Origin of the sequence: Sphaerisporangium aureirubrum (assembly GCF_042658925.1) — a bacterium.
In the GTDB taxonomy this organism is placed as follows: Bacteria; Actinomycetota; Actinomycetes; order Streptosporangiales; family Streptosporangiaceae; genus Sphaerisporangium; species Sphaerisporangium aureirubrum.
In genome coordinates this window covers 46929-69863 of the sequence record NZ_JBHSRF010000036.1, presented here as the reverse complement: position 1 = coordinate 69863, position 22935 = coordinate 46929, and the positions used below count along the sequence as shown (strand labels likewise).

At 70.7% G+C, this 22935-nt stretch carries 21 protein-coding genes and 1 pseudogene; 15 read left to right on the top strand and 7 right to left on the bottom strand.

Annotation, left to right across the window (positions count from 1 at the left end; translation table 11 throughout):
- Positions 1-69: 69 nt before the first annotated feature.
- From ACFP1K_RS23030 to ACFP1K_RS23015, 4 genes and pseudogenes are all read left to right on the top strand, one after another.
- A complete protein-coding gene (locus tag ACFP1K_RS23030; protein ID WP_380756690.1) occupies positions 70-468 on the top strand; it encodes a VOC family protein in 399 nt (132 codons plus the stop codon).
- 48 nt (positions 469-516) lie between these two features.
- Complete coding sequence (locus ACFP1K_RS23025; RefSeq protein ID WP_380756688.1) at positions 517-885, top strand: helix-turn-helix domain-containing protein; 369 nt, start codon at positions 517-519, stop codon at positions 883-885.
- Between the two features lie 683 nt (positions 886-1568).
- A pseudogene (locus ACFP1K_RS23020) lies at positions 1569-2413 on the top strand (IS5 family transposase).
- A 122-nt stretch (positions 2414-2535) separates the two neighbouring features.
- Complete coding sequence (locus ACFP1K_RS23015) at positions 2536-3054, top strand: winged helix-turn-helix domain-containing protein (protein WP_380756686.1); 519 nt, start codon at positions 2536-2538, stop codon at positions 3052-3054.
- Positions 3055-3056: 2 nt separating this feature from the next.
- On the opposite strand, the gene ACFP1K_RS23010 is transcribed toward ACFP1K_RS23015, so the two are convergent.
- The 3 genes from ACFP1K_RS23010 to ACFP1K_RS23000 all read right to left on the bottom strand — a co-directional run bounded on the left by ACFP1K_RS23010 (position 3057) and on the right by ACFP1K_RS23000 (position 5513).
- Positions 3057-4085, bottom strand: coding sequence for a site-specific integrase (locus ACFP1K_RS23010; protein ID WP_380756684.1), 1029 nt, complete (start codon positions 4083-4085; stop codon positions 3057-3059).
- Positions 4039-4419 (bottom strand): glycosyltransferase, encoded by a 381-nt coding sequence (locus ACFP1K_RS23005; RefSeq protein ID WP_380756681.1) that lies wholly within the window; start codon positions 4417-4419, stop codon positions 4039-4041. Before ACFP1K_RS23005 ends, ACFP1K_RS23010 begins: the two co-directional genes overlap by 47 nt.
- A gap of 116 nt (positions 4420-4535) precedes the next feature.
- Positions 4536-5513 (bottom strand): helix-turn-helix domain-containing protein, encoded by a 978-nt coding sequence (locus tag ACFP1K_RS23000; protein ID WP_380756679.1) that lies wholly within the window; start codon positions 5511-5513, stop codon positions 4536-4538.
- Positions 5514-5750: 237 nt separating this feature from the next.
- Between ACFP1K_RS23000 and ACFP1K_RS22995 the strand changes: the two genes are divergently transcribed.
- From ACFP1K_RS22995 to ACFP1K_RS22985, 3 genes are all read left to right on the top strand, one after another.
- The gene (locus tag ACFP1K_RS22995) at positions 5751-5894 is read left to right on the top strand and encodes a hypothetical protein (RefSeq protein WP_380756677.1); all 144 of its coding nucleotides are present in this window, start codon (positions 5751-5753) and stop codon (positions 5892-5894) included.
- A gap of 20 nt (positions 5895-5914) precedes the next feature.
- The gene (locus ACFP1K_RS22990) at positions 5915-6193 is read left to right on the top strand and encodes a hypothetical protein (protein WP_380756674.1); all 279 of its coding nucleotides are present in this window, start codon (positions 5915-5917) and stop codon (positions 6191-6193) included.
- 70 nt (positions 6194-6263) lie between these two features.
- The gene (locus tag ACFP1K_RS22985) at positions 6264-7634 is read left to right on the top strand and encodes a helix-turn-helix transcriptional regulator (protein WP_380756672.1); all 1371 of its coding nucleotides are present in this window, start codon (positions 6264-6266) and stop codon (positions 7632-7634) included.
- A gap of 61 nt (positions 7635-7695) precedes the next feature.
- On the opposite strand, the gene ispG is transcribed toward ACFP1K_RS22985, so the two are convergent.
- Genes ispG through ACFP1K_RS22965 form a run of 4 tightly spaced genes read right to left on the bottom strand, consistent with a single transcriptional unit; the run spans position 7696 to position 12970 of the window.
- Entirely contained in the window at positions 7696-8853 is a 1158-nt protein-coding gene (gene ispG, locus ACFP1K_RS22980) for a flavodoxin-dependent (E)-4-hydroxy-3-methylbut-2-enyl-diphosphate synthase (protein WP_380756722.1), read from the bottom strand.
- A gap of 8 nt (positions 8854-8861) precedes the next feature.
- A complete protein-coding gene (locus ACFP1K_RS22975; RefSeq protein ID WP_380756720.1) occupies positions 8862-10682 on the bottom strand; it encodes a 1-deoxy-D-xylulose-5-phosphate synthase in 1821 nt (606 codons plus the stop codon).
- On the bottom strand, positions 10682-11692 hold the full coding sequence (gene ispH / locus ACFP1K_RS22970) for a 4-hydroxy-3-methylbut-2-enyl diphosphate reductase (RefSeq protein ID WP_380756670.1): 1011 nt from the start codon (positions 11690-11692) through the stop codon (positions 10682-10684). Before ispH ends, ACFP1K_RS22975 begins: the two co-directional genes overlap by 1 nt.
- Before the next feature lie 51 nt (positions 11693-11743).
- Positions 11744-12970, bottom strand: a complete 1227-nt coding sequence (locus ACFP1K_RS22965) for a cytochrome P450 (protein WP_380756668.1) — start codon at positions 12968-12970, stop codon at positions 11744-11746.
- A gap of 230 nt (positions 12971-13200) precedes the next feature.
- On the opposite strand from ACFP1K_RS22965, the gene ACFP1K_RS22960 reads away from it, so the two are divergent.
- Genes ACFP1K_RS22960 through ACFP1K_RS22925 form a run of 8 tightly spaced genes read left to right on the top strand, consistent with a single transcriptional unit; the run spans position 13201 to position 22918 of the window.
- A complete protein-coding gene (locus ACFP1K_RS22960; protein ID WP_380756666.1) occupies positions 13201-14175 on the top strand; it encodes a polyprenyl synthetase family protein in 975 nt (324 codons plus the stop codon).
- Complete coding sequence (locus tag ACFP1K_RS22955; RefSeq protein ID WP_380756664.1) at positions 14175-16730, top strand: UbiA family prenyltransferase; 2556 nt, start codon at positions 14175-14177, stop codon at positions 16728-16730. Before ACFP1K_RS22960 ends, ACFP1K_RS22955 begins: the two co-directional genes overlap by 1 nt.
- Positions 16727-17356, top strand: a complete 630-nt coding sequence (locus ACFP1K_RS22950; protein ID WP_380756662.1) for an ABC transporter ATP-binding protein — start codon at positions 16727-16729, stop codon at positions 17354-17356. Before ACFP1K_RS22955 ends, ACFP1K_RS22950 begins: the two co-directional genes overlap by 4 nt.
- 12 nt (positions 17357-17368) lie before the next feature.
- Complete coding sequence (locus tag ACFP1K_RS22945; RefSeq protein WP_380756660.1) at positions 17369-18166, top strand: hypothetical protein; 798 nt, start codon at positions 17369-17371, stop codon at positions 18164-18166.
- 16 nt (positions 18167-18182) lie between these two features.
- A complete protein-coding gene (locus ACFP1K_RS22940; protein ID WP_380756658.1) occupies positions 18183-19388 on the top strand; it encodes a radical SAM/SPASM domain-containing protein in 1206 nt (401 codons plus the stop codon).
- 2 nt (positions 19389-19390) lie between these two features.
- The gene (locus ACFP1K_RS22935) at positions 19391-19987 is read left to right on the top strand and encodes a hypothetical protein (RefSeq protein WP_380756656.1); all 597 of its coding nucleotides are present in this window, start codon (positions 19391-19393) and stop codon (positions 19985-19987) included.
- Entirely contained in the window at positions 19984-21669 is a 1686-nt protein-coding gene (locus ACFP1K_RS22930) for a prenyltransferase/squalene oxidase repeat-containing protein (RefSeq protein ID WP_380756654.1), read from the top strand. The genes ACFP1K_RS22935 and ACFP1K_RS22930 overlap by 4 nt, the downstream gene beginning before the upstream one ends.
- 7 nt (positions 21670-21676) lie before the next feature.
- The gene (locus ACFP1K_RS22925) at positions 21677-22918 is read left to right on the top strand and encodes an FAD-dependent oxidoreductase (protein ID WP_380756652.1); all 1242 of its coding nucleotides are present in this window, start codon (positions 21677-21679) and stop codon (positions 22916-22918) included.
- Positions 22919-22935: the final 17 nt, after the last annotated feature.

The window sequence follows — 22935 nt, the reverse complement described above, 5'->3', positions numbered from 1 at the left end:
GACCGATTCTGTCCACTATTTCTCCTAGCCTGGCGACGTGCAGCCACTCCATCAGCCAAGGAGATCACCATGGACTTCGTCTCCATCCGCATCATCACCAGCGACGTCGCGCGCCTCGTCGAGTTCTACGAGCGAGCCACAGGGGTGCAGGCGATGTGGGCCACTGAGGACTTCGCCGAGCTCAAGACCCCCAACGCCACCCTCGCGATCGCCGGCACCCGCACCGTCCCACTGTTCGCCCCGGGCTCTGCCCGCCCAGCGGACAACCACAGCGTGATCACCGAGTTCCGTGTCGACGACGTCGACCGCGTTCACCAGAACCTGACCGGTTTCGTCACCGACTTCGTCACCGAGCCCACCACGATGCCCTGGGGCAACCGATCGCTGCTGTTCCGCGACCCCGACGGCAACCTCGTCAACTTCTTCACCCCGGTCACCCCGGCGGCCATCGAGAAGTTCGCACGTTGACGCCAGACACAGTCGCTCACGCGGGAGCCCAGAGATCCCAGAGCTCCGATGAACGCGTCCACCGAGTCCAGGAGCGCCAACAGCAGGGGCACCGCCGACCCCCGAGGGACCTCTACGATCGTCCTGCGGATCGACGGCGGCCGGCCGATCGCGCACTTCGCTGCCGAGGCCGGGCTATCGCGCCACTGCCTCGCCAAGTGGTACGCCCGTCGGTGCGCGCACGGCGAGGACGGCCTGCTCGACCACTCCTCCCGCCCCGCCACCAGCCCGGCCCGCACCACCGAGGACATCACTGACCTGGTGAAGGGCTCTGGGCGGGAAGCCGCCGATCAGCCGGACGTATCGCAGCGACTACCGCGTCACCTCCGTTCAGCCGCGGAACCGCGCGACACCCTCCCTCAGCAGTTGACCATCTAGGACTTCGTGGAGAGACACCACAACTAGAGCTCGGTCAGCAGCTTCTCCGTTTCCTGGGTGGGCTGGACCCCCAGCTCCTGCAGATATTTCTGCAGCAAGGCTGCTGTGCTCCGCGCCTGGCTGCGGCGTCCCAAGCGGATCTGTAGACGGATGATGCGACGCCAGGTGTCTTCTGGGTCGGGGTCGAGAAGAAGGATTCGTTCGAGGATGCTCGATCCCGTCCCAGGCGGGGAGTCGCCTCGGCAACGGCCAGCCGGCGAACCCGGGCGAGCACCAGAGGAAGCCCGGCTTCGATCAGCACGAGCACGACCAGGACGGCGAGCATTCTGATCAGTCGGCCCGTGACTGCGAACGCGCTCTTCATCGCAAGACTCCCGTTACTCCGCGCTGTGCCACCGCCGTGGCGCGGCCTGACACGCGAAAGTGACCGACTCCGGCAAGGCCGAGAATCTGTGTGGGCTGGACGGCGTGAACGACCACCGTCACCGTGTTGCCAGAGACCGCCACCGTCGCCGTATCGGGGGTGGCGGCGATGTAAGCCAGTGCGGCGGCTCGGGCGCGGGCGTTGTCCAGCCGCAGCACGCCGTTGCGGCGGTAGACGGCTAGAGGGTGTCTGAAAAGCTGGCGTTGAGGTAGCTGGTCAGGCTGGTTGTCGTGTGAGGTGCTGGTGGGGGAGGTTTCCCATGCCTGAGCGTCGCCGGCCCTACCCGACAGATCTCACCGATCAGGAGTGGGCGGTGCTGGAACTGCTGATTCCTGCCCCAAAAGCGGTGGCCGTCCTGCCGTGCATTCCCGCCGGGAGATCGTGAACGCGATCGCCTACTGGTTGCGTGCCGGCTGTGCCTGGCGGTTGCTGCCGCACGACTTCCCGCCCTGGCAGACGGTGTATCACTACTGGCGCCGATGGCGGAATGAAGGCCGGTGGGAGCAGATCCTGGCCGTGCTGCGGGAGCGCGAGCGGCTCCGTCACGGCCGTGATCCCACCCCCAGCGCGGGGGTGATCGACAGCCAGAGCGTACGCGGCACCGAACGGGGTGGCCTGCACGGCTACGACGGGGCCAAGAAGGTACTGGGCGTCAAGCGGCATCTGCTGGTCGACACCTTGGGCCTGGTCCTGGTCGCGTGTGTCAGCCCGGCCAACGCCGGCGACCGCGAGGGGGCGATGGTGCTGCTCAGCCGCGCCGTCGATCGGTTTCCCCGACTGGGCCACCTGTGGGCCGACCAGGGCTACCGCGGGAGCCGCTTCATCGATTGGGCCCGAGATGCGGCCGGGATGAGCGTGGAGATCGTGGTGCGTCGTGACGGCGGCAACCGGCGCACCTGGGCCAAGACAGGTGCACCCCCGCGCGAGCTCCCGGTGTTCGCGGTGGTCCCGCGATGGTGGGTCGTGGAAAGGACATTCGCCTGGCTGGGCCGCTACCGACGATTATCCAGGGACTACGAATATCTGATCACGACCTCAGAAAGCGTCATCTACGCCGCAACCTGCATGCTGCTCCTACACCGCCTCGCAGCACCACGAGCGTGACTTATCAGACATCCTCTAGAGAGATTCCAGGGCGAGGGTTATGTGGTCTGGCCGGTGGGTGAGCTGGCAGGGGGCCGTTGAGGTGTTACGCCCGGGTCATGAGGTATCCCGATGGTGGTGGGTTGACCGCTGAGCAGCGGTTACGCCGGGAGCGGGTGCGGATGCGGGCGGCGGACCGGTTCGCTGAAGGCGCCACGGATGCGCAGGTGGCCGCCGAGTTCCGGGTCTCGCGGATGTCGGCCAATCGGTGGCGGCGGGCGCTGGAGGACGGCGGGCGTGAGGCGTTGGTCTCCAAAGGAGCGGGTGGGGCGGTGTGCAAGCTGGATGAGACCCGGCTGGCGCACCTGGAGGCGGTATTGGCCCAGGGCCCCAGGGCGTACGGCTGGCCGGATCAGTGCTGGACGTTGGCCCGGATCGCCGAGGTGATCGAGCGCATGTTCCATGTGGGCTACACCCTGGGCGGGGTGTGTTACCTGCTGCATCGGCTGGGCTGGAGCTGGCAGGCCCCCGCCCGGCGCGCCGCCGAACGCGACGAGGAGGCTATCGCCGGCTGGAAGGACGAGCAGTGGCCGATCATAAAAGGGTGGCGGCGCAGCAGAAGGCGTGGCTCTGTTTTGAAGACGAGGCCGGTCAGACCCTGAGGTCACCCAAGGGCCGCACCTGGGGCCGCAAGGGGCGCACCCCGATCGTGTCGTTGCCGGTCAAGGGAAACGGGCGGGTGTCGCTCGCCGGGCTGATCGCCACCCGGCCCGGCCACCGGACACGGCTGATCTACCGGATGCGGGCGCACCGCGGTCGCAAGGCCGAACGCAAGGGCTTCGCAGAGGCTGACTACGCGGCGTTGTTCGACGCCGCTCACCAGCAGCTCGGCGGGCCGCTTGTGGTGGTGTGGGACAACCTGAACACTCACACCTCGGCCGCGATGCGAGCACTGATCGCGGCACGGCCATGGCTGACGGCCCTCGCCGTGGCGCAGGCAGAGTTGGTGCATGTGGCGGTAGGAGACGACCGCGGCGATCATGGCGAGCAGCATGACGCCTGCGATCGTCGTACGCTGAATGCGGCGTACCGCGCGATACTGCCGTGATACCTCGCATCGTGGATCTTGCTCTACGCCTTGGCCACCAGAGAGGCGAACTGGTCGGCGGCGTCGCGCTGATTGCCCGGGCATCACGTGGGCGTACACCGTCAGCGTGATGGTGGGACTCGCGTGGCCGAGCCGCTCACTGACCACCTTCACCGGCACCCGGTTGGACAGCAGGATCGTCGCGTGGGTGTGCCGTAGATCGTGAAGCCGGACGTCCGGCAGCTCGACGCCGATGGCCTCCAACCTGGTGCGGCACCGCGTCAGGTGCTCTTTGAACGAACGCGAGAACCGCTCAGGGTGCCGGTGGCGCCCCTCGACGTCCCCGAACACCAGGGCATCGTCATGGGCCAGGGTGAGCGCCAGGCCGCCACGCTCGCGCTTGTGCGCCCGCATCAGCGCCACGGTGGCCTCGTCGAGATCGACGACCCGCGGCTTCGTGGTCTTCGTCGGACCCTCGACGACCCGCGCTCCCTCGCCCTTCACCCGCACGACCCCCACCGACCGGCGGATCGCCACCGTGCCCACCTCCAGATCGACGTCACGCCAGCGCAGCGCGAGCAACTCCCCGCGCCGCATGCCGGTCATCGCCAGGACGCGGCAGGGCCTCCCGGCGTGACGGGAGGCAGAAGAGGTCGAGGCCGGACAGCAGGGCCGGAACGTCCAGGATGACTCCCAGGAAACGGATCGGCAGCCCCTCTGCGGCGCTCTCCAGCCGGGCGCGGTCGCGGCCTTCGCCGGCCACCTGCACCTCCAGCCGGTGCCCGCGGCGGACAAGTTCGGCCACGGCGGCGGTCAGGAGGTCGAACCCCTTCTGACCGGTCAGCCTGCCCACCGCGCCCGCCTGGAGCGGCCCCCCGTTCACCGTGGACCGGCCGTTCACCCGGGCCGGCAGGTCCACGCCGTTGCGTACGCGGATCACTCGCTCCTCGGGTACCCCCAACCCACCGCGCAGGCGGCGTCGAGCGCGGCGCGGTTGCTCGCCGGTTACGGCAAATCCGGAGACTCGCGCAGATCCACAGCTGCACTCAGCCCCGCTCAGATCCAGCCGCGTTGGACGGCGCAGGCGCCGGCCTGGAAGCGGCTGCGCGCGTCGAGGCGGGCCATGAGCGTGGACATCGTGCGCCGCACCGTACGCAGCGACACCCCGAGCCGGCGCGCCGCGCCCTCGTCGGTCTGCCCGTCCAGGAGCATGAGCAGCAGCTCGTACTCGAAGGGCGACAGGCCGTGCTCGTCGACCCGAGCCTCCCCGAAAGGCACGGCGACCGCCCAGACCTGCTCGAACAGCGCGCACAGCGCCGTGACGATCCCGCCGGCGCTGACTTCCATCGCGCCAAGACGGGGATCGCCCGGGTCCAGCGGGACCATGGCCACGGAGCGGTCGACAATGAGCAGCGACATCGGCAACGTCGGGCTGGAGCGGGTCTGGCCGCCGAGTCCGGCCAGCCACTGGGCGTACCGGAGGGTGTCGGCGTCGTTGCGGAAGCTGTCCTGGTAGATGGTGCGGATGCGCACCCCGCGTTCGAGCGCCTGCCGGTCGAGCGGCTCGCTGGCCTCCATCGCCTCCTGCGTCTGAGCCCCGCCGGGCATGAAGGACATGCACTCGACCTGGGCCGCGTAGGCGAGTTCCTCCAGCCGGGAGCGGACCTGCTCCAGCCCTTCCAGGCGATCGAACGACCCACGCTCGCGGTCGTGGATCGCGTCGTACTCCATGGCGATGGCCGCGATGGCCGCCCGGGTGTCGGCGATCTGCTGCTGCCTGCGCTGCAGTTCCGCCTCGGTCTGCGCCAGTAGGGACGCCAGGCCGACCTCCGGCCTCACCGGCCGGAACAACGTCGGGTGATTTCGGGAGGGGCGGAGCAGGGCCATGTCGGCCAGCAGGTCGAATGCTTCCCGTACTCGCTCCTCCGGCACTGAGAGATGCCGGGCGATGTCCCCTATGCCCCATTCGGGATGCTGGAGCAGCGCCCGGTAGACATCTGCGGTAGAGGGATCCAGCGCAAGTGGATCGAGCATCCCTTGTCCCCCACGCCCCGGGCTTCACCTGTTGCCACATTTTACGGGTGGCGGTCAGTAACATTTCAAGGCATAACCGGAAATATCGGCCACCCTGGCACCTTCATGCCACGTACAGAGGTGGCCGCCCTGTCCGTAGTGACACGGCCGACTCGGTGGGCGAGGCTGCAAATCAGAAAGAGGAACTCATTCCGTGCGGTTAAACCCGTGTTACGGGAAGATAAAAGGGGCAACTTAATGCTCGCGAAACTCGCCGCGTCCGCTTCGATCCTCGTCGTTCTGTTCGCCGCCCACGGACTCGGCGCCGGCGCCGTCGGCGCCTCGGCCGCCGTGCCCTCCGCCGACAGCGCCAACGTCGATCAGGGATTCTCCTGGGGCTGACGTTCGTGCAGGTCATAAGAATGGACCTGTGTAGAGGCGAGGTCAGTGAACGCCGGTCCCTGTCGTCCGCCGCGTTCACCGATCTCGTCTGGGCCCACACCAGACAGGACGAGGGGCTGGAGCACCTCAGGGTGCGAACGGCCCCCGACCGGATCGACATCGTGCTTTTCATCTGCGCCCCACAGGAGGAGTCCGCCGAAGAAATAGCCTGGCGTATCTGCGGGCGGGTCGTCCGGCTCGTTCCCGCGCTTCAGGGCTGGCTCGCGGGGGCGCCTTACCAGGCGGTGCAGTTGATATGAGTAAGGCTCATGATTGACCGCGGGGGATGCAATGCCTAGTCCCGAAGCCGTAAAACTCGAAGAAGACTCTATGGTGAATCCCGCTCTGGGGACCGTCATCGGCCGTGACATCGAGCTCGACGCGCTCCGCAGGGCCTTACGAAACCCCGTCCTACGGCTGCTGACGATAACCGGACCGCCCGGAGTCGGTAAGAGCCGCCTGCTGACCGCCCTCTACCCCGAACTGGTCGCCGAGTTCGGGGAAGGTGTACGTTTCCTCGATTTCGCCGCCCGCATCGGACATGGCGTCCAATTAACCGCCCATTCCGCCTGCTTGTGCGTGGGCCCGCTGACCGAGCTACGGTCGGCGGAGCGCGACCACGCGACACTGAACCTGTTTCAATCCGGCGGCGAGCCGCTGTGCGGCCAGGAGCGGGAGCGACCGGGTGGAAAAGGTTCACTGGTTCTCATCGACCACGCCGAGCCCGGGCTGGAGGAGATCGCGAGGGTGGTCACGAAGTCGCTGGCCGCGCGTCCGGGCCTTCGGGTGGTGCTCGCCTGTCGTGAGCCGTTGGGGGTGTACGGGGAGCGCCTGTTCCCCGTACAGCCACTTGCGGTGCCCGGTTCGCGGCCCCCGGCCGAACTGGCGGAGCTCGGGCGGATCGCCTCGGTGCGGCTGCTCCTGGAACGCGTCACGGCCACCAGGCCGGACGTCGTGCTCACCGGCGACAACCGCGAGGTCATCACCGAGCTCTCCAACGGCCTCGACGGGCTGCCACTCGCCATTGAGTTCGCCGCCGCGCGCCTGCGGCTCTTCCAGCTGCGGGCGCTGCTGAACCGGCTGCGAACCGGCCTGGACATCCTGTACGGCGGCGCGCCGCACACGCTGTCGCACCACCGCAGCATGAAGGCGGCCATCGCGTGGAGCCATGGACGTCTCACCGAGCACGAGCGCGACCTCCTGCGCCGCCTGGCGGTCTTGACCGCCGGATTCGACATGGCCGCCGCCGAGGCCGTGAGCGACCTCGGCGGCGGCGCCCTGCACGACGCGTTGCAGAGGCTCGCCGAGCGGAACCTGATCACCGTGGCCGGCGGGCCGGACGGCGAGCCCTGCTTCTCGCTGCTCAACACCATCAGGCTGTACGTCCTTCAGGAACCGGCCGGGACGGGCGAGCCGGAGGCGCCCGCCCCGCCCGGCCCCGTACCCGTCCCGGTCCCGGTCGCCGGAAGTCCCGGCGAGCCGGAGGCCGGGCTGACCCGCCGGGAACACCAGGTGGCCGTGCTGGTCGCCCAGGGGCTCACCAACCGTCAGATCGCCCGGCGGCTGGGGATCGCCGAGTGGACCGCCGTGAACCATGTCCGCAATGTGATGCGCAAGATGCGGTGCTCGTCCCGCGTACACGTGGCGAGCATGATCACCCAGGGCAGCGTACGGGAGATGCGGGAGGTCAGTGGAGGGTGACACCCGAGCAGTGATCTTCGTCCTGTGTGCGCCGGAGCCCACGAGGACCGGTTGAAAAGGTTCAGTGGACGGTGACCGCCGGCCGCGGAGCATCGTCGTCGTCGAGGTCCACCTCGACGCCCATCTCCTCGGCCAGGCGCAGGGCCTCCTCGATCAGCGTCTCGACGATCTGCGATTCGGGGACGGTCTTGACGACCTCGCCCTTGACGAAGATCTGCCCCTTGCCGTTGCCGGACGCGACGCCAAGGTCGGCCTCGCGCGCCTCGCCGGGGCCGTTGACCACGCACCCCATCACCGCGACCCGGAGCGGCACCTTCAGCCCGTCCAGCCCGGCCTGCACCTGCTCGGCGAGCGTGTACACGTCCACCTGGGCCCGCCCGCAGGACGGGCAGGACACGATCTCCAAGCCGCGCTCCCGCAGGCCGAGCGACTCCAGGATGGCGACGCCGACCTTGACCTCCTCCACGGGCGGCGCCGACAGCGACACCCGGATGGTGTCCCCGATGCCCTCGGCCAGCAGCGCGCCGAAGGCCACCGCCGACTTGACCGTGCCCTGGAACGCCGGGCCGGCCTCGGTGACGCCCAGGTGCAGCGGATAGTCGCACCGCTCCGCCAGCAACCGGTAGGCCTGCACCATGACCACGGGGTCGTGGTGCTTGACCGCAATCTTGATATCGCGGAACCCGTGCTCCTCGAACAGCGAGCACTCCCACAGCGCCGACTCCACCAGCGCCTCGGGGGTGGCCTTGCCGTACTTGGCGAGCAACCGCGGATCCAGCGAGCCGGCGTTGACGCCGATGCGGATGGGCACCCCGTGGTCGGAGGCCGCACGCGCGATCTCGCCCACCTTGTCGTCGAACTTCTTGATGTTTCCGGGGTTCACCCGGACGGCCGCGCACCCCGCCTCGATCGCCGCGAACACGTACTTCGGCTGGAAGTGGATGTCGGCGATCACCGGGATGCGGGACTTGCGGGCGATGACCGGCAGCGCGTCCGCGTCGTCCTGCGAGGGTACCGCCACCCGCACGATCTGGCACCCGGACGCGGTGAGCTGCGCGATCTGCTGCAACGTGGCGTTGACGTCGGCGGTGAGCGTCGTGGTCATCGACTGCACCGAGACCGGGGCCTCGCCGCCCACCGGCACCGTCCCCACCATGATCTGACGCGAGCGTCGCCGCGGCGCGATGGGAGTCGTCCGGACGGCCGGCATGCCCAGCATCGTCGCACTCACGAAAGTCGCTCCCTCATCGTCGCGGCCGCCAGGACCCCTATCGGCTCCAGCTCGGGATGGTTCCGGGTGCCGAGACGGGTCATGGTCCCGGCCACGTTCCGTACGATTTGCTGCGGGGTCAGGCCGCACTCCTCCAGGACCTCCGCCCGCAGGCCCTGGTCGAGGAAGCGCTGCGGCAGGCCGATGCAGTGGATCGGGACGGTGACGTCGGCGTCGCGCAGGGCCAGCGTGAGCGCGCTGCCGAAGCCGCCGGACCGGCCGCAGTCCTCGACCGTGACCACGAGGGTGTGGCGGGCGGCGAGCCCGGTGAGCGCGGGGTTGACCGGCTTGATCCAGCGGGGGTCAGCCACCGTCGTCGCGATCCCGTGCTCGGAGAGCAGCCGGGCCGCGCGTACGCAGGTGTCCGCCATCGCGCCGACCGAGACGAACAGCACGTCCGGGTCGGCGTCGCGGTGCAGGATGTCCACGCCGTTGACCGTGTCGACGGCCGGCAGGTCGGGTCCCACCGCGCCCTTGGGGTAGCGGATCGCGGTCGGGCCGTCGTCGATCGCGACCGCCTCACGGAGCGCCGCCCGCAGCGTCTGGCCGTCGCGCGGCGCGGCCATCGCCAGGCCCGGCACGACGTTCAGGATCGACAGGTCCCACATGCCGTTGTGCGAGGGCCCGTCGTCGCCGGTGACCCCGGCCCGGTCGAGGACGAACGTGACCGGGCAGCGGTGCAGCGCGACGTCCATGAGCACCTGATCCAGGGCCCGGGTGAGGAAGGTGGAGTAGACGCAGACCACCGGGTGCAGACCGCCGAGGGCCAGACCGGCGGCCGAGGTCACCGCGTGCTGCTCGGCGATCCCGACGTCGAACAGCCGCTCGGGGAAGCGTTGCTGGAACGGGTGGAGCCCGGCGGGCTCCACCATCGCGGCGGAGACGGCCACCACGTCCGGCCGCTCGGCCCCGATGCGCACGATCTCGTCGGCGAACACGTCCGTCCACGACCTGCGGCGCTGTGCGGCCTGCCGGCCGGTGGCGGGATCGGTGACCGGGACCGCGTGGTGCCGGTCCAGCTCGTGGCGTTCGGCGTGGCCGTAGCCGCGGCCCTTGGTGGTGAGGCAGTGCACCACCACCGGCCCGCCGCTCTCCCGGGCCGTGCGCAGCGCCGACTCCACCGCCGCGATGTCGTGCCCGTCGACCGGGCCGAGGTAGCGGATGCCGAGCTCCTCGAAGAGGCTGCAACGAGCCCGGGCGCCGCGCAGGGCGGACAGGTGGTCGGCCAGCCCGCCGATCGTGGGCGCGTACGACCGCCCGTTGTCGTTGAGCACGATGACCACCGGCAGCCGGGACGCGGCGATGTTGTTCAGCGCCTCCCAGGCCATGCCGCCGGTCAGCGCCCCGTCGCCGACCACGGCCACCACCGGCCGCGGCTGCCTGCCGGACACGCGGGCGGCCTTGGCGATCCCGTCGGCGTAGGAGAGCGCGGTCGAGGCGTGCGAGTTCTCGATCACGTCGTGCTCGGACTCCGCCTGGGACGGGTACCCGGACAGGCCGCCGCGCCGGCGCAGCCGGTCGAAGCCCGCGGCACGGCCGGTGAGCAGCTTGTGCACGTACGCCTGGTGGCCGGTGTCCCACATAATCGGCTCCGCGGGCGAGTCGAACATCCGGTGGAGCGCGATCGACAGCTCGACCGCGCCCAGGTTCGGCCCCAGGTGGCCGCCACTGCGGCACACCCGGTCCACCAGGAAGTCGCGGATCTCGCCGGCGAGGGTGGGCAGGTCCTCGGGCGGCATGGCCCGCACGTCCAGCGGGCTGCGGATGCGTTCGATCATCATGCGTGTGCGCCTTCCTCGATGTTCGCTTCCTCGGTATTCGCTTGCCCGGGGTTGGCTTCCTCGGTATTCGCTTCCTCGGTGTGCCAGGCGGGACGGAACGTGAAGGTGATGTTCTCCGTGGCGGCGTGTTCGATCTCCAGCCCGTCGTAGCCGTGCTCGACGAGCCGGTCGACCAGCCGGTCGACGAGGAACTCGGGGGTGCTCGCGCCGGCGCTGACGCCGACCGAGGTGACGCCGGTGAGCCACGCCGGGTCGAGGTCCTCGACGTTCGGAAGGAGGTGCGCGTCGGCCCCCGCGCTCCGCGCGACCTCGACCATGCGGACGGAGTTGCTGGAGTTGGCCGAGCCGAGGACCAGCACCAGCTCGGCGTGGGCCGCGATCTTCTTGATCGCGTTCTGCCTGTTCTGGCTGGCGTAGCAGATGTCCTCGCTCGCCGGCCCGGCCAGCGCGGGGAAGCGGTCGCGGAGCGTGCCGACGATGTCGGCGGTCTCGTCCAGCGACAGTGTGGTCTGCGTGAGGTAGACGGGGGAGGCGTCCGGCGGAAGTTCCAGTTCCTCGGCGTCCTGGACCGACTCGACGACGATCGTGCTGGCCGGCGCCTCGCCGTAGGTGCCTTCCACCTCCTCGTGGTCGGAGTGCCCGATCAGCAGGATCGTCCGGCCGTCCCGGGCGAAGCGCCGGGCCTCCTGGTGAACCTTGGACACCAGCGGGCAGGTGGCGTCCAGCACTTGCAGTTCCCGCGCGGCCGCGTTGCCGCGCACGGCGGGCGAGACGCCGTGCGCGGAGAAAACGCACACAGCCCCCTCGGGAACCTCCTCCTCCGTTGAGGTGAACACCGCGCCCCGCTTTTCCAGCGCACGGATGACGTGATGGTTGTGGACAATTTCCTTGCGCACGTAGACAGGCGGCCCGTAATGGTCCAGTGCCTGTTCAACCATCGAGATCGCCCGCCGCACTCCGGCGCAGAAACCGCGCGGCTCGGCGAGGATCACCTTCTTTTCGGCCATGGCTCTCCAGCCACTCGGTAGTCGTTCTTTTCTATCGGCAGGCCGGGCGGATCAGGCGTGACCGATGATTGCCATTTCCGGCTCCCAGGCGACCACGACGGCCTCGGGGGCCTGCGCGGCGGTGTCGCTCGTCCACGGCACCTCGTCCTCGGGCACGGCCAGGCGCAGCTGCGGCGCCCTGCGCAGCAGGACCTCCAGGGCGATCGCCATCTCCATCCGGGCCAGGGGGGCGCCGAAGCAGAAGGCCGGGCCGGCGCCGAAGGTCAGGTGCTGGTTGGATGTGGGCCGCCGCACGTCGAACGTCTCCCCGTCAGGGAAGTGCTCCTCGTCCCGGTTGCCGGAGTGCCGGGCCACGATCACGGTCGACCCCTTGGGGATCACCACACCGCCCACCTCGAGGTCCTCGGTGGCGTAGCGGGTGATGCCGACCCCGGCGCCGGGCGGGGAGTACCGCAGCAGCTCCTCGACGGCCGAGTCCATCAGCGAGGGGTCCTCGACTAGCTCAGCGAGCTGGTCGGGGTACCGGAACAGCGTGAGCAGGCCCTTGCCGAGCTGCGCGGCGGTCGTCTTGTAGCCCGCGACCAGCAGCGTCATCATCGTGATGAACAGCTCGTCGTCGTCGAGCCTGCCGTCGTCCTCGTCCCGCACCTGGATGAGCCGGCTCAGCAGGTCGTCGGCCGGCTCGCGGCGCCTGGTGCCGGTGAGCGCCTTGGAGTACTCGATCAGCGTCACCGCGGCCTGGGCGCGTTCGTCCGAGGTGAGCTCGCTGGACAGCATGTCGTGCACCCAGCCGCGGAAGCGCACCTGGTCCTCCACCGGCACCCCGATCATCTCGCAGAGCACCGTGATCGGCAGCGGGAAGGCCAGGCCCTCCATGATGTCCGCGGGCGGGCCGGTCGCGATGAGCCGGTCCACCAGCTCCTCCACGATCTGCCGGACGCGGGGACGCAGCCGCTCCACCTGGCGCGGGGTGAACGCCTTGGCCACCAGACCCCGCCAGCGGGTGTGGACGGGCGGGTCGGCGAACGGGTTGCCGTAGTTGCCGAAGCCGATCGCGGTGTTCATCCGGGCCGCGTCCGGCCGGTTGAGGTCACGGCTGAACCGGGTGTCGGACAGGACGGCCTTGACGTCCCTGTAGCGCGTGACCAGCCAGGCCCGGTCGCCGCTGGGCAGCGTCACCGGGCACACCGGGTCGTGGTCGCGCAGCCAGGCGAACTCCTCGGGCATCGCCATGGGGTCGGCCTTCAGAAAAGGATACGGGCAGGTCTCACCGGCCATGGGGTCCTCCTTCGTTTTTGCCTCGCATATCCCCGTGCTCCGGGAATTTAGCGCTTGACAGCGCTCATGAAAAGCAGGGTATTTTGACCCGGAATCCACACGAAGGGAGGCCTGTCATGGACGCCTTACACGGCGCGGAAATAGCAGCTGAATCGCATTTCGCATATGACAGTGATCAGCCATCCGGAATAGCGGCTCTCCATCCCACCGGGGATGTCAATGACAGTTCCTTGCCAGATGGCTACGCCGCCCTCCTCAACGAGGAGTTCAAGCGGCGCTGGCTGAGCGGGGATCGGATCCTGGACGCCGTGTGCCGCCACGCGCTCGCGCCCGGCGGCAAGCTGATGCGCCCGGTCCTGCTGCTGGACTCCGCCGTCGCCGTCGGAGGACGGGTCGCCAGCGTGCTGCCCGCCGCGGTCGGCACCGAGTGCGGCCATGTGGCCAGCCTCGTCCACGACGACATCATCGACGGGGACGAGACCCGCCGCGGCCGCCCCGCCGTCCACAGCGCCTACGGCATGGACCAGGCGATCGTGGCCGGCGACGCGCTCATCTTCTTCCTCTTCCAGTGTCTGGCCGACTGCCGGCACACCGGAGTCCCCGAGGACCGCATCGTCGCCGCGCTGGACGTGGTCGCGCGGGCCGGGTACGACCTGTGCCGGGGGCAGAGCCTGGAGTCGGAGCTGCGGGGCGACGTCTCCTGCAGCGTGGACAACTACCTGAAGATGATCCGGCTCAAGACCGCCGCCCTGTTCCGGGCCTCCTGCGAGAGCGGGGCGATCCTCGGGCAGGGCCCGATGGAGTGGATCGGCGCGCTCGCCCGGTACGGCGACCACCTGGGCACGGCCTTCCAGATCCACGACGACCTGCTGGCCTACACCAGCGACGCCGAGACCACCGGCAAGGCCGCGGCCAGCGACGTGCGCAACCGCCGCCTGACCCTTCCGGTCATCCTCGCCTACCAGAGCGCGGACGCCGCCGACCGCGTCCGCATCGAGGACATCATGGCCGGCGCGGTCGCCGTCGAGGACGCCTACACGACGATGGGCGAGATCATCGAGCGTACTCAGGCGGTTCCCGCATCCCGGGCGATGGCCTGGCGGAACGCCGAGGCGGCCCACGACGACCTCACCGTGCTGCCGCCGAGCCCGAGCCGCACCCGGCTGGCCCGCCTCGCCACCCTCGCCGTCGACCGGGACCGGTAATGCTGAGGGCGCACCTGGAGACCTGGCGGCCGTACACGCTCTGCTACCCAGGGCTGGTCGGTCTCGCGGGAGCCGTGCTGGCGGGCGACCCCGGCCCGGCACGGCTGGCCGCCGCCTGGGCGGTGCCCACGCTGGGCTGGCTGGCCGGGCTCTACGGCGGCGACTACTTCGACCGGAAACTCGACGCGGCCGCCAAGCCGCACCGGCCCATTCCGTCCGGCCGCATGCGCGCCGGCACCGCGCTGACCTGCATGATCGTCTGCGTGGTGCTCGGCGCGGTCCTGGCGCTGGTGCTCAACTGGCGGACCTCCCTGCTGGCCGCGGCCGCCCTGGCCATGGGCATCGCCTACAGCAAGGTCTTCAAGGCGCGTGGGCTGTCGGGAAACCTGGTGCGCGGGGCGATCACACCGCTGGCCTTCCTGGTCGGCGCCATGTTCGCCGCGCCCCTGCCGCATCCGGCGCTGCTGGCGGCGGCGGTCGTGTTCTGCCTGCAGGACGCGGCCTCCAACCTCGTCGGCACGCTGCGCGACATCGACGGGGACCGCGAGGGCGGCTACCACACCCTCCCGGTACGGCGCGGGCCGCGGGTGGCCCTCGCCGTCGTGACCGTCCTCGCCGGGTACTGGGCGCTCCTGGCCGTGGCGGTGCCCGCCGTCCTGCCCCGGACTCCCGGCACGGCGGCGTTCTGGCCGCTGCTCGCCGTGGCCTGTGCCCTGGCGGCGGGCGCGATCATCCTGCTGTACCGGGGCATCGACCCGGAGCGTGCGCTGCGCGCGCACGGCGTGCTGGTGCTGGAGCGCACGATCCTGGCCGGGGCGTTCGTCGGGCTGGGCACCGGCCCGGCACTCGCGCTGCCGGTCACCTTCGTGTCCCTCGCGGTCACCTGGGCCGCCCAGCACGCCATGCGCGAGCGGTACGAATTCGGTTCCGGCGACGCCCGCGGTGACCACTCGCCTTCGCCCGGTTCCCGTCACGACGTGCTGAGCTATGTGGACGCGCGGCTGGTCGCGCTGGAGGGGCGGCGGCTCACCGCGCTGGACGGCTGGGAGCGGCGGATCGACGTCGAGGTCACCGACCTAGGCCTGCGGATGACCCTGCTCGCCGAGCACGGCGCCATCCGCCGCGTCCCATGCGACGGGGACGGCGCGGGCACCATGCCCGCACCCGTGGTCACCGGCTCCAAGCCCACGGTCACCATCTCCACGACGGCGGGGACGTTCCGCGACATTTTCCTCCTCGGCCGGACGAGCCCGCGCCGGGCCTACCTCACCGGGGCGATCAAGATGAACGCCTCCGCCCGCGACATGCTCCACATCAACCAGCTGTTCAACGAGTTCCGGCGGACGGACGCCGGCGCCGTCACGCCGGTGGAGGTGCGCGAGCCCGAGCCGTTCTCCGAGCCGGGCCCTGACGCACTGCCGCCCACGGTGGTCATCAGCGACACCACGCTGCGGGACGGCGAGCAGATGCCGGGCGTGGCGTTCGCGCCGGAGGAGAAGGTCGAGCTGGCCCGTCGGCTGGCCGCCTTGGGCGTGCCGCTCATCGAGGCCGGATACCCGGCCGTCTCGGCCGAGGAGGCGCACGCCGTTCGGGCGATCGTGGACGCCGGGCTTGACGCGGCCGTCCAGGTGATCGCCCGGCCGCTCCCGGCCGACATCGAGGCGGCGGTCGAGTCCGGCGCGCACAGCATCGCGCTGTTCACCGGCACCTCCGAGGCCCACGTACGGACCAAGCTCCGCACCACCCCCGAGCGGCTCGTGGCCGGGATCCGGGACGCGGTGACCCTGGCCAAGCAGTCCGGCCGCAACGTGGTCTTCGCCGCCGAGGACGCCACCCGCACCGACCCGGCCTTCCTCGTGCAGGTCTACCTCGCGGCGGCCGAGGCCGGGGCGGACGCGATCGGCCTGGCCGACACGGCCGGCGTGGCCACACCCTGGCGGATGGCCGCCCTGGTACGGCACGTCGCCGCGGCTTGCCCGCTGCCGATCGCCGTCCACTGCCACAACGACCTCGGCCTGGCCACCGCCAACTCCGTCGCCGGGCTGCTCGCCGGCGCCTCCGGGGTGCAGTGCTCGGTGCTCGGCGTCGGGGAGCGGGCCGGCAACGCCCCGCTGGAGGAGGTGGTGATGACCCTGGAGGTCGCGTTCGGGCACCGGACCGGCCTGGACCTCACCGCGCTCACCCCGCTCGCCCACCACGTGGCGACGCTCACCGGACACCTCGTGCCGGCCGGCAAGCCGGTGGTGGGCGGGCACGCGTTCGTCCATGAGAGCGGCCTGCACGTGGACGGGATCGCGCGCGACCCCGGCACCTACGAGCCGTACCCGCCGGAGCTGCTGGGACGCGAGCGCAGCTTCGTCTTCGGCAAGCACTCCGGGCGCAGCGCGCTGCGCCGGGTGCTGGACTCCCACGCGGTCGGGCTGGAGGAGGGGCAGTTGGCGGCCCTGCTGGCAACCGTCAAGGAAAGGCGGGAAAGGCGTACTGCCGCGCCGCTGGACGAGCGCGCGGTGATCGAGATGGCAAGGACACTCCTGACGGCGGAAGGACAATCATGATCACCGTCCACGGACTGGCGAAGCGCTACCGGCGCCGCCGGGTCCTGGAAGACGTCAGCTTCACCGTGCCCCGGGGCATGCTCGTCGGCATCCAGGGAGAGAACGGCGCGGGCAAGTCCACCCTGCTGAAGTGCCTGGTCGGGCTGCTCAAGCCGGACGCCGGCCAGATCATGCTGGACGGCCGCGTCGGCTACTGCCCGCAGGACCCCTCCCTTATCGAGAGCCTGACGCTGAAGGAGCAGTTCCAGCTGTTCGGCGCAGGGTACGGGCTGACGCCCGGCCGCGTCGCCGACCGGTCCCGCGAGCTGATGAACGAGTTCGGGTGCGCGAAGTACGAGACGACGCGGGTGGACCGGCTGTCCGGCGGGACCCGGCAGAAGGTCAACCTGATCGCGGCCCTCCTGCACCAGCCCGACCTGCTGGTCCTCGACGAGCCCTACCAGGGCTTCGACTACGAGACCTACCAGCACTTCTGGGCGTACACCGAGCGGTTCCGCACCGAGGGCGGGTCGGTGATCGTGGTCAGCCACATGCACACCGAGCTCGCCCGCTTCGACGCCATGCTCGACCTCGCCGCCGGTCAGGTCACCGCCAGTGGCCGCCGCGCCGGGGACGTCCTGATCTGACCGGGAGGAACGATGACCGTGCGGCTCGAACCCGCTGCTTCCGACACGGTGCGCGACATGCGCCCGTACCGGGCCATCAGGACCGCCACCCGCATGTCGGTGCTGGAACTGCTCCGCCGCTGGCCCTCCATGCTGTTCATGATCTTCATGCCCGCGTCCTACTTCCTGGTCAGCTACCTGACCAGCGACGCGGTCACCGTCGTGCCCGCCAAGGTGTACGACGGGGCCGCGCAGACGGTCGCCCAGGTGCTGGACCGGGACTTCAAGGCGCTCTACCTGGCGGTGCTGGGCATCAGCGTGACCGCCTCGTTCGCCGCCATGACGGTCGTGCGGCCGGGCATGACCGCGTTGCGCAGGCTCCGGCTGGTCGGCTACCGGGCGCACCACCTGCTCAGCGCCCGCCTGTACGTCCTGCTCATCATCACGGCCGTGTCGACGGCCGTCTTCATGGTGATCTTCGTGCCGCTCGTCACCCTCAGGTCCGTGGCGCTCGCCGGGGCCGCCCTGCTGCTCGTCGGCCTGGTCGGCGTCGCGCTCGGCACGCTCGTCGGGCTGCTGGTCCCGCGCGAGTTCGAGGCGTCCATGCTGCTCGTCGCGGCGGCCGGGGTGCAGATGGCCCTCGGCCGGGCCGGCGCCGACGCCGAGCGCTTCCTGCCGTACTGGCCCGGCATCGAGGCGCTGAAGTCGGCCGCGTTCGTCCCCGGCGCCGACGTCACCCGGTTCCTCGGCCTCGGCGCGCTCTACGCCCTGGTCCTGTTCGGCCTGTCCCACATCGTCTGGAACCGCCGCACCCGCCTATGGCGGCGGTAGCAAGGGAAGAGGCGCCATGCAAACCACGCAAACCGGTATGAGCTGGCTCAAGGACTATATGCAGACCGCCAAGTCGGGCGAGCTGACCGCTCCGCCCTCCGCCTGGTGGATCGTGACCCGGGCCTGCAACCTGAAGTGCTACTACTGCTTCGCGGACGCCCGCAAGCGCGACCCCGACGAGCTGGACACCAACCAGGCCAAGGCCGTGCTCGACGACTTCGCCGACAGCGGCGTGATGTTCGTGACCTTCCTCGGCGGAGAGCCGCTGACCAGGAAGGACATCTACCAGCTCGTCGACTACTCCACCGACCTCGGCATTTACACCGCCCTGCTCACCAACGGGCTCAACGTCCGGCCTGAGAAGGTCGACCGGCTGGTCGACGGCGGCCTGGAGATGATCGGCGTCTCCATCGACAGCAAGGACGAGGCCGTCCACGACGCCGTCCGCGGCGTCAAGGGCTCGCTGGCCGGCGCCCGAGGCACGATCAGGCACGCCATCAAGCGCGGCCTGCGCACCAGCATCCGCATCGTCGTCAGCGAGGACAGCTACCCCGCGATCCCCGACCTGTTCCGCTGGGCTATCGACGAGGGCGTCGAGGAACTCATCCTGCTGCCGATCTTCATGGTCGGCCGCGCCGCGGGCGGCGCCGAGGACCGGCGGGCCGACCTCATCGGCAAACAGCTCTTCATGAGCACACTGGAGCGCCTGCGCGACATCGGCGCGCCGCTCGGCATCAGCGTCCCCACCCAGACCCGGCTCGCCTGTCCCCAGGGCATCGAACTGCGCGCACCCGACGACGACCTGCACCACGCCGGGCACGCGGTGGGCTTCGAGCAGAGCGCCGGCTGCAAGGTCGGCCGGTTCATGGTCAGCGTGCAGCCCAACGGCGACGTGTTCTCCTGCCCCTTCGTCCACGCGAAGATCGGCAGCCTGCGCGAGCAGAGCATCACCGACATCTGGCAGGCCCCGCTCCTGCGCAAGGCGCGCGGCGAGGACATGGGCTGCCTGGCACGCTCGATCATCCACACCGGCCAGGTCGACGTGCCCGACCCCACCTATGTGCGGCCCGCCGCCGAGATGCTCGCCGAGCTGCCCGACCTCCCGGCCGCGGCGGCGGCCAAACCCCTACCCGCCGCCGACCAGCCCTTCTTCCCCGTGGACGGGCTCTCCCTGGCGTCCTACAAGGCCCGCGCGGTCACCACCACACCGGCGAGGAGCTGACGATGCGAGACACCATGACCGTGCAAGAGGCCGTGGCCGAGCTGCGCGAGATGCTCGCCGCGAGCGGCAGCAACACCACGATCGCCGACCGGCTGGCCCGCGGGTCGCTCAGCGTGCTGTACGAGTTCCTGGGCCCGGACGGCGCGGTCGAGCCGTACGTCATGCGGGTGCGGCGCGACCTGCGCGAGGTCGCGGCCGGCGCGGTCCCGTACGACCAGGCGGACATCGTGATCAGGACCGAGCCGCTCACCCTGCACCGCCTCACCAGCGGCGAGCTGGGCGGGCGCGAGGCCATCGTCAGCGGCCGCCTGGACATCCGCAAGGCGCCCTCCATGCCGAAGCTGCTGTTCATGCGCTCGCTGTTCAACAGCTACAAGAAGACCCGCCTGCGCGCCGGCCCGCCGTCGGAGTGCGCGGTCGAGGCGAGCACCGAGGCCGCGCAGGCCGCCCAGCAGGGGACGTCCGGCTCGACGTGCGCGGTGGAGCTGGTCATGGAGAACGGCGCGGCGGCATCGTCCCCAGCCCTCGGCGGTGCGGCGCCGGAGTCCTCCTGCGGGGTGGAGACGAGCCAGGCGCGTGTCGCGGAGCCCGCGCCGTGACGACGACCCTGTCGGTCGACGCGGGCATCGCCAAGGCCGCCGAGGGCCTGTTCGCGCGGCAGCGTCCGGACGGGTCGTGGGAGGGGTTCCTCTCCTCCTCGGCCGTCTCCACCGGGTCCGTGATCATCGCCCTGCGAGTGGTCGACCCGGACACCTCCCGCGAACTCGTGGCGGCCGGCGCTTCCTGGCTGCGCCGGCATCAGCTCGACGACGGCGGCTGGGGCGACACCCCCGAGGCGCCCGCGAGCCTCAACGCCACTGCCATCGCCGTCGCCGCCCTCCGCCTCACCGACGCGGCGGCGAGCGAGGAGGCGGTGGCCGCCGGGCTGGCCCGGATCGAAGGGTTCGGCGGATGGGACGCGGTCGCCGACCGGCGTCGGTGCACGCTCAAGGCCGTCTGCGAGCAGTACCTGGCACTGGCCGGCTTGTACCCGGCCGAGCGGGTGGGTCGCATGCCGTTCGAGCTGGCCCTGGCCTCGTCCTGGCTGCGGAAGAAACTGTCCTTCACCGTGCCCGGCCTGATGTCCTGGGGCGTCATGCAGTCGCGCACCCAGCGCTCCGGGCCGCTGCGCCGTGCCGTCAACCGGCTCGCCGAGCCTCGCGCGCTGGACTACCTGGAGGACCTGCACGACCACGAGGGCCCAGACGGCGCCGTCGAGGAGTCTGCGCTGATGGCGTCGGTCGTCTGCCTGGGCCTCGCCCGTGCGGGCGCCGCCCCCGGCATCGTCGCCGACTACCTGCGCTACCTGCGCCGCACCGTCCGACCCGACGGAGCCTGGCCCGTCGACCGCGACATCGAGTTCTCGGTCAGCATGTACCTCACCCACGGACTGGTCGACGCCGGCTTCGGCGACGACCCGCGGCTTCGGCGCACCGGCGAGTGGATCAGGGCGAGCCAGCGCAGCCGCCCGTTCGCACCCACCGGTTGCCCGGCCGGCGGCTGGGGCTGGTCCCTGCCCTCGGGCTGGCCGGACACCGACGACACCTCCTGCGCGGTGGCGTCGCTGGCCGCGCTCGGCGCCGGTGCCGACGACTCCAGCCTGCGGCGCGGTACGGCCTGGCTGCTCACCATGCAGAACAGCGACGGCTCCTGGGGGTGCTTCGCCAGGAACGCCAAGGTCAGCATGGACGCGCCGTGCTCGGTCATGACCTCCCACGCCGTCCTCGCGCTGCACGCCGCCGCAAGCCCACCGCCGGCCCACGGCCTCGGTGACGACTTCGCGGCGCCGCTGGCGCGCGCCGTTCGCTGGTTCGACAAGGCGCAGCGGGCCGACGGATCGTACCCCTGCATCTGGTTCCGCGACAGCACCGCCGGTACCGCCCGCGTCCTGGACGCGCTCGGCCGGCTGGGCCTCGGCGGCACGCCAACCGCCACCCGCGCCCTGACCTGGCTGCTCGGCCACCAGCGGAGCGACGGCGGCTGGGGCGACGGCGGATCGCAGCCGTCCTCGGCCGAGGAGACCGCGTGGGCCGTCCTCGGCCTGGTCAGCGCCGGGCACGCCGACCACCCCGCCACCGGCAAGGGCGTGCGGTGGCTCCTCGACCACCAGCGAGCCGACGGCCTGTGGGACGCCACCCGCCTCGGGGTGTACTTCCTCGGGCTCACCTACTGGTGCGACCACATCGCCGACGGCTACGCGCTGCAGGCACTGGGCCGCTACCGGGCGGCCACGAAGGAGTGAGCGACCGATGCCGGACTACGACGTCATCGTCTGCGGCGGGGGCATCGGCGGCCTGACCCTCGCCCGCGCCCTCGGGCGGCAGGGACGCCGCGTGCTGGTGCTGGAGAAACAACGGCACGTGCCGCAGGTGCACAAGGGCGAGCTCCTCCAGCCCCGGTCCCTGCACATCCTCGGCACGCTGGGCGCCCTCGACGGGCTGCGCGCTGCGGGCGCCCTGACCGCCGAGCGGCTGAGCTGCCGTACCGAGAAGGGCGAGGAGATCGGCGCGCTGGACTATCGGGGCCTCGAGGACCCGTACCGGTACTGCCTGGTGCACACCTACGCCGCCATCAAGGGCACGGTGACCGCCGGACTCGACGCCGAGGTACGGTACGGTGCGCGCGCCGACAAACTGCTCCGCTACCGCTCCGGGCGGGTCCGCGGGGTCACTGTCGTGGCGGGCCGGGAGCGCGAGGAGGTCACCGCCGCGCTCGTCGTGGCCTGCGACGGGTCGGGGTCCCGGCTGCGCACCCAGGCCGGCATCGAGGTGCGACGCACGCCGTACGGGCATCAGCTCGTCGGCTACGACCTCGCCGACCCCGGGCTCGGCCCGGACATCGCCGCGCATCTGACCCGGGACGGGCTGCGCCTGCTGTTCCCCATGCCCGCCGGCCGTGCCCGGCTGTACGCTCAGGTGCCCGCCGGAGGGGTACGCCGGCCCGAGCTGGCCGCCTGGACCGACGACATGCTCCGCCGGGTCCCCGCGCTCGCCGAGGTGGCGGAGCCGCTGCGTGCGAGCGTGCACGACGCCCAGGTGGTGGCGGCCTACCGGTACAACGCCGCCCGCTGGGTGACGCCGGGCTTCGCGCTGACCGGCGACGCCGCCCACTGCGTCCACCCCATGGCCGGGCAGGGCATGAACGCCGCCATCGCCGACGCCTGGACCCTCGCCGAGAACCTCACCGACGCCGGGGAACTCACGCAGGAGTCGGTGGACGCCGCGCTCGGCCGCTACGACGCGATCCGGCGGCCGGCCATCGACTACGTCTCCCGGCTCAGCCACAACCTGGCGATGCTCTTCACCGACACCTCCTGGCGCATACGCGTCGTCGGCCGGCACATGCTGCGCCGCAACCAGGACAACCACCGGCTCCAGACAATCATCACCTACAACATGTCCGGTCTCGGCGTGCGCCGCTTCACCGTACGGGACAGATTCGTCCAGTTCGGCCTGCTGCACGACCGTGAGGAGGCCCCGACCTATGCCTGAACTCCTCGAAGAGACTT

Excerpts from the sequence above, each read along its gene's own strand:
- ispG (WP_380756722.1), bottom strand. The coding sequence starts at position 8,853 with ATGCTGGGCATGCCGGCCGTCCGGACGACTCCCATCGCGCCGCGGCGA.
- ACFP1K_RS22945 (WP_380756660.1), top strand. The coding sequence starts at position 17,369 with ATGACCGTGCGGCTCGAACCCGCTGCTTCCGACACGGTGCGCGACATG.
- ACFP1K_RS23010 (WP_380756684.1), bottom strand. The coding sequence starts at position 4,085 with ATGACCGGCATGCGGCGCGGGGAGTTGCTCGCGCTGCGCTGGCGTGAC.
- ACFP1K_RS23000 (WP_380756679.1), bottom strand. The coding sequence starts at position 5,513 with ATGCTCGATCCACTTGCGCTGGATCCCTCTACCGCAGATGTCTACCGG.
- ACFP1K_RS22990 (WP_380756674.1), top strand. The coding sequence starts at position 5,915 with ATGGACCTGTGTAGAGGCGAGGTCAGTGAACGCCGGTCCCTGTCGTCC.
- ACFP1K_RS22935 (WP_380756656.1), top strand. The coding sequence starts at position 19,391 with ATGCGAGACACCATGACCGTGCAAGAGGCCGTGGCCGAGCTGCGCGAG.
- ACFP1K_RS22940 (WP_380756658.1), top strand. The coding sequence starts at position 18,183 with ATGCAAACCACGCAAACCGGTATGAGCTGGCTCAAGGACTATATGCAG.
- ACFP1K_RS23025 (WP_380756688.1), top strand. The coding sequence starts at position 517 with ATGAACGCGTCCACCGAGTCCAGGAGCGCCAACAGCAGGGGCACCGCC.
- ACFP1K_RS22950 (WP_380756662.1), top strand. The coding sequence starts at position 16,727 with ATGATCACCGTCCACGGACTGGCGAAGCGCTACCGGCGCCGCCGGGTC.
- ACFP1K_RS22995 (WP_380756677.1), top strand. The coding sequence starts at position 5,751 with ATGCTCGCGAAACTCGCCGCGTCCGCTTCGATCCTCGTCGTTCTGTTC.
- ACFP1K_RS22975 (WP_380756720.1), bottom strand. The coding sequence starts at position 10,682 with ATGATCGAACGCATCCGCAGCCCGCTGGACGTGCGGGCCATGCCGCCC.
- ACFP1K_RS22925 (WP_380756652.1), top strand. The coding sequence starts at position 21,677 with ATGCCGGACTACGACGTCATCGTCTGCGGCGGGGGCATCGGCGGCCTG.
- ACFP1K_RS22955 (WP_380756664.1), top strand. The coding sequence starts at position 14,175 with ATGCTGAGGGCGCACCTGGAGACCTGGCGGCCGTACACGCTCTGCTAC.
- ACFP1K_RS22985 (WP_380756672.1), top strand. The coding sequence starts at position 6,264 with ATGGTGAATCCCGCTCTGGGGACCGTCATCGGCCGTGACATCGAGCTC.
- ACFP1K_RS22965 (WP_380756668.1), bottom strand. The coding sequence starts at position 12,970 with ATGGCCGGTGAGACCTGCCCGTATCCTTTTCTGAAGGCCGACCCCATG.
- ACFP1K_RS23030 (WP_380756690.1), top strand. The coding sequence starts at position 70 with ATGGACTTCGTCTCCATCCGCATCATCACCAGCGACGTCGCGCGCCTC.
- ispH (WP_380756670.1), bottom strand. The coding sequence starts at position 11,692 with ATGGCCGAAAAGAAGGTGATCCTCGCCGAGCCGCGCGGTTTCTGCGCC.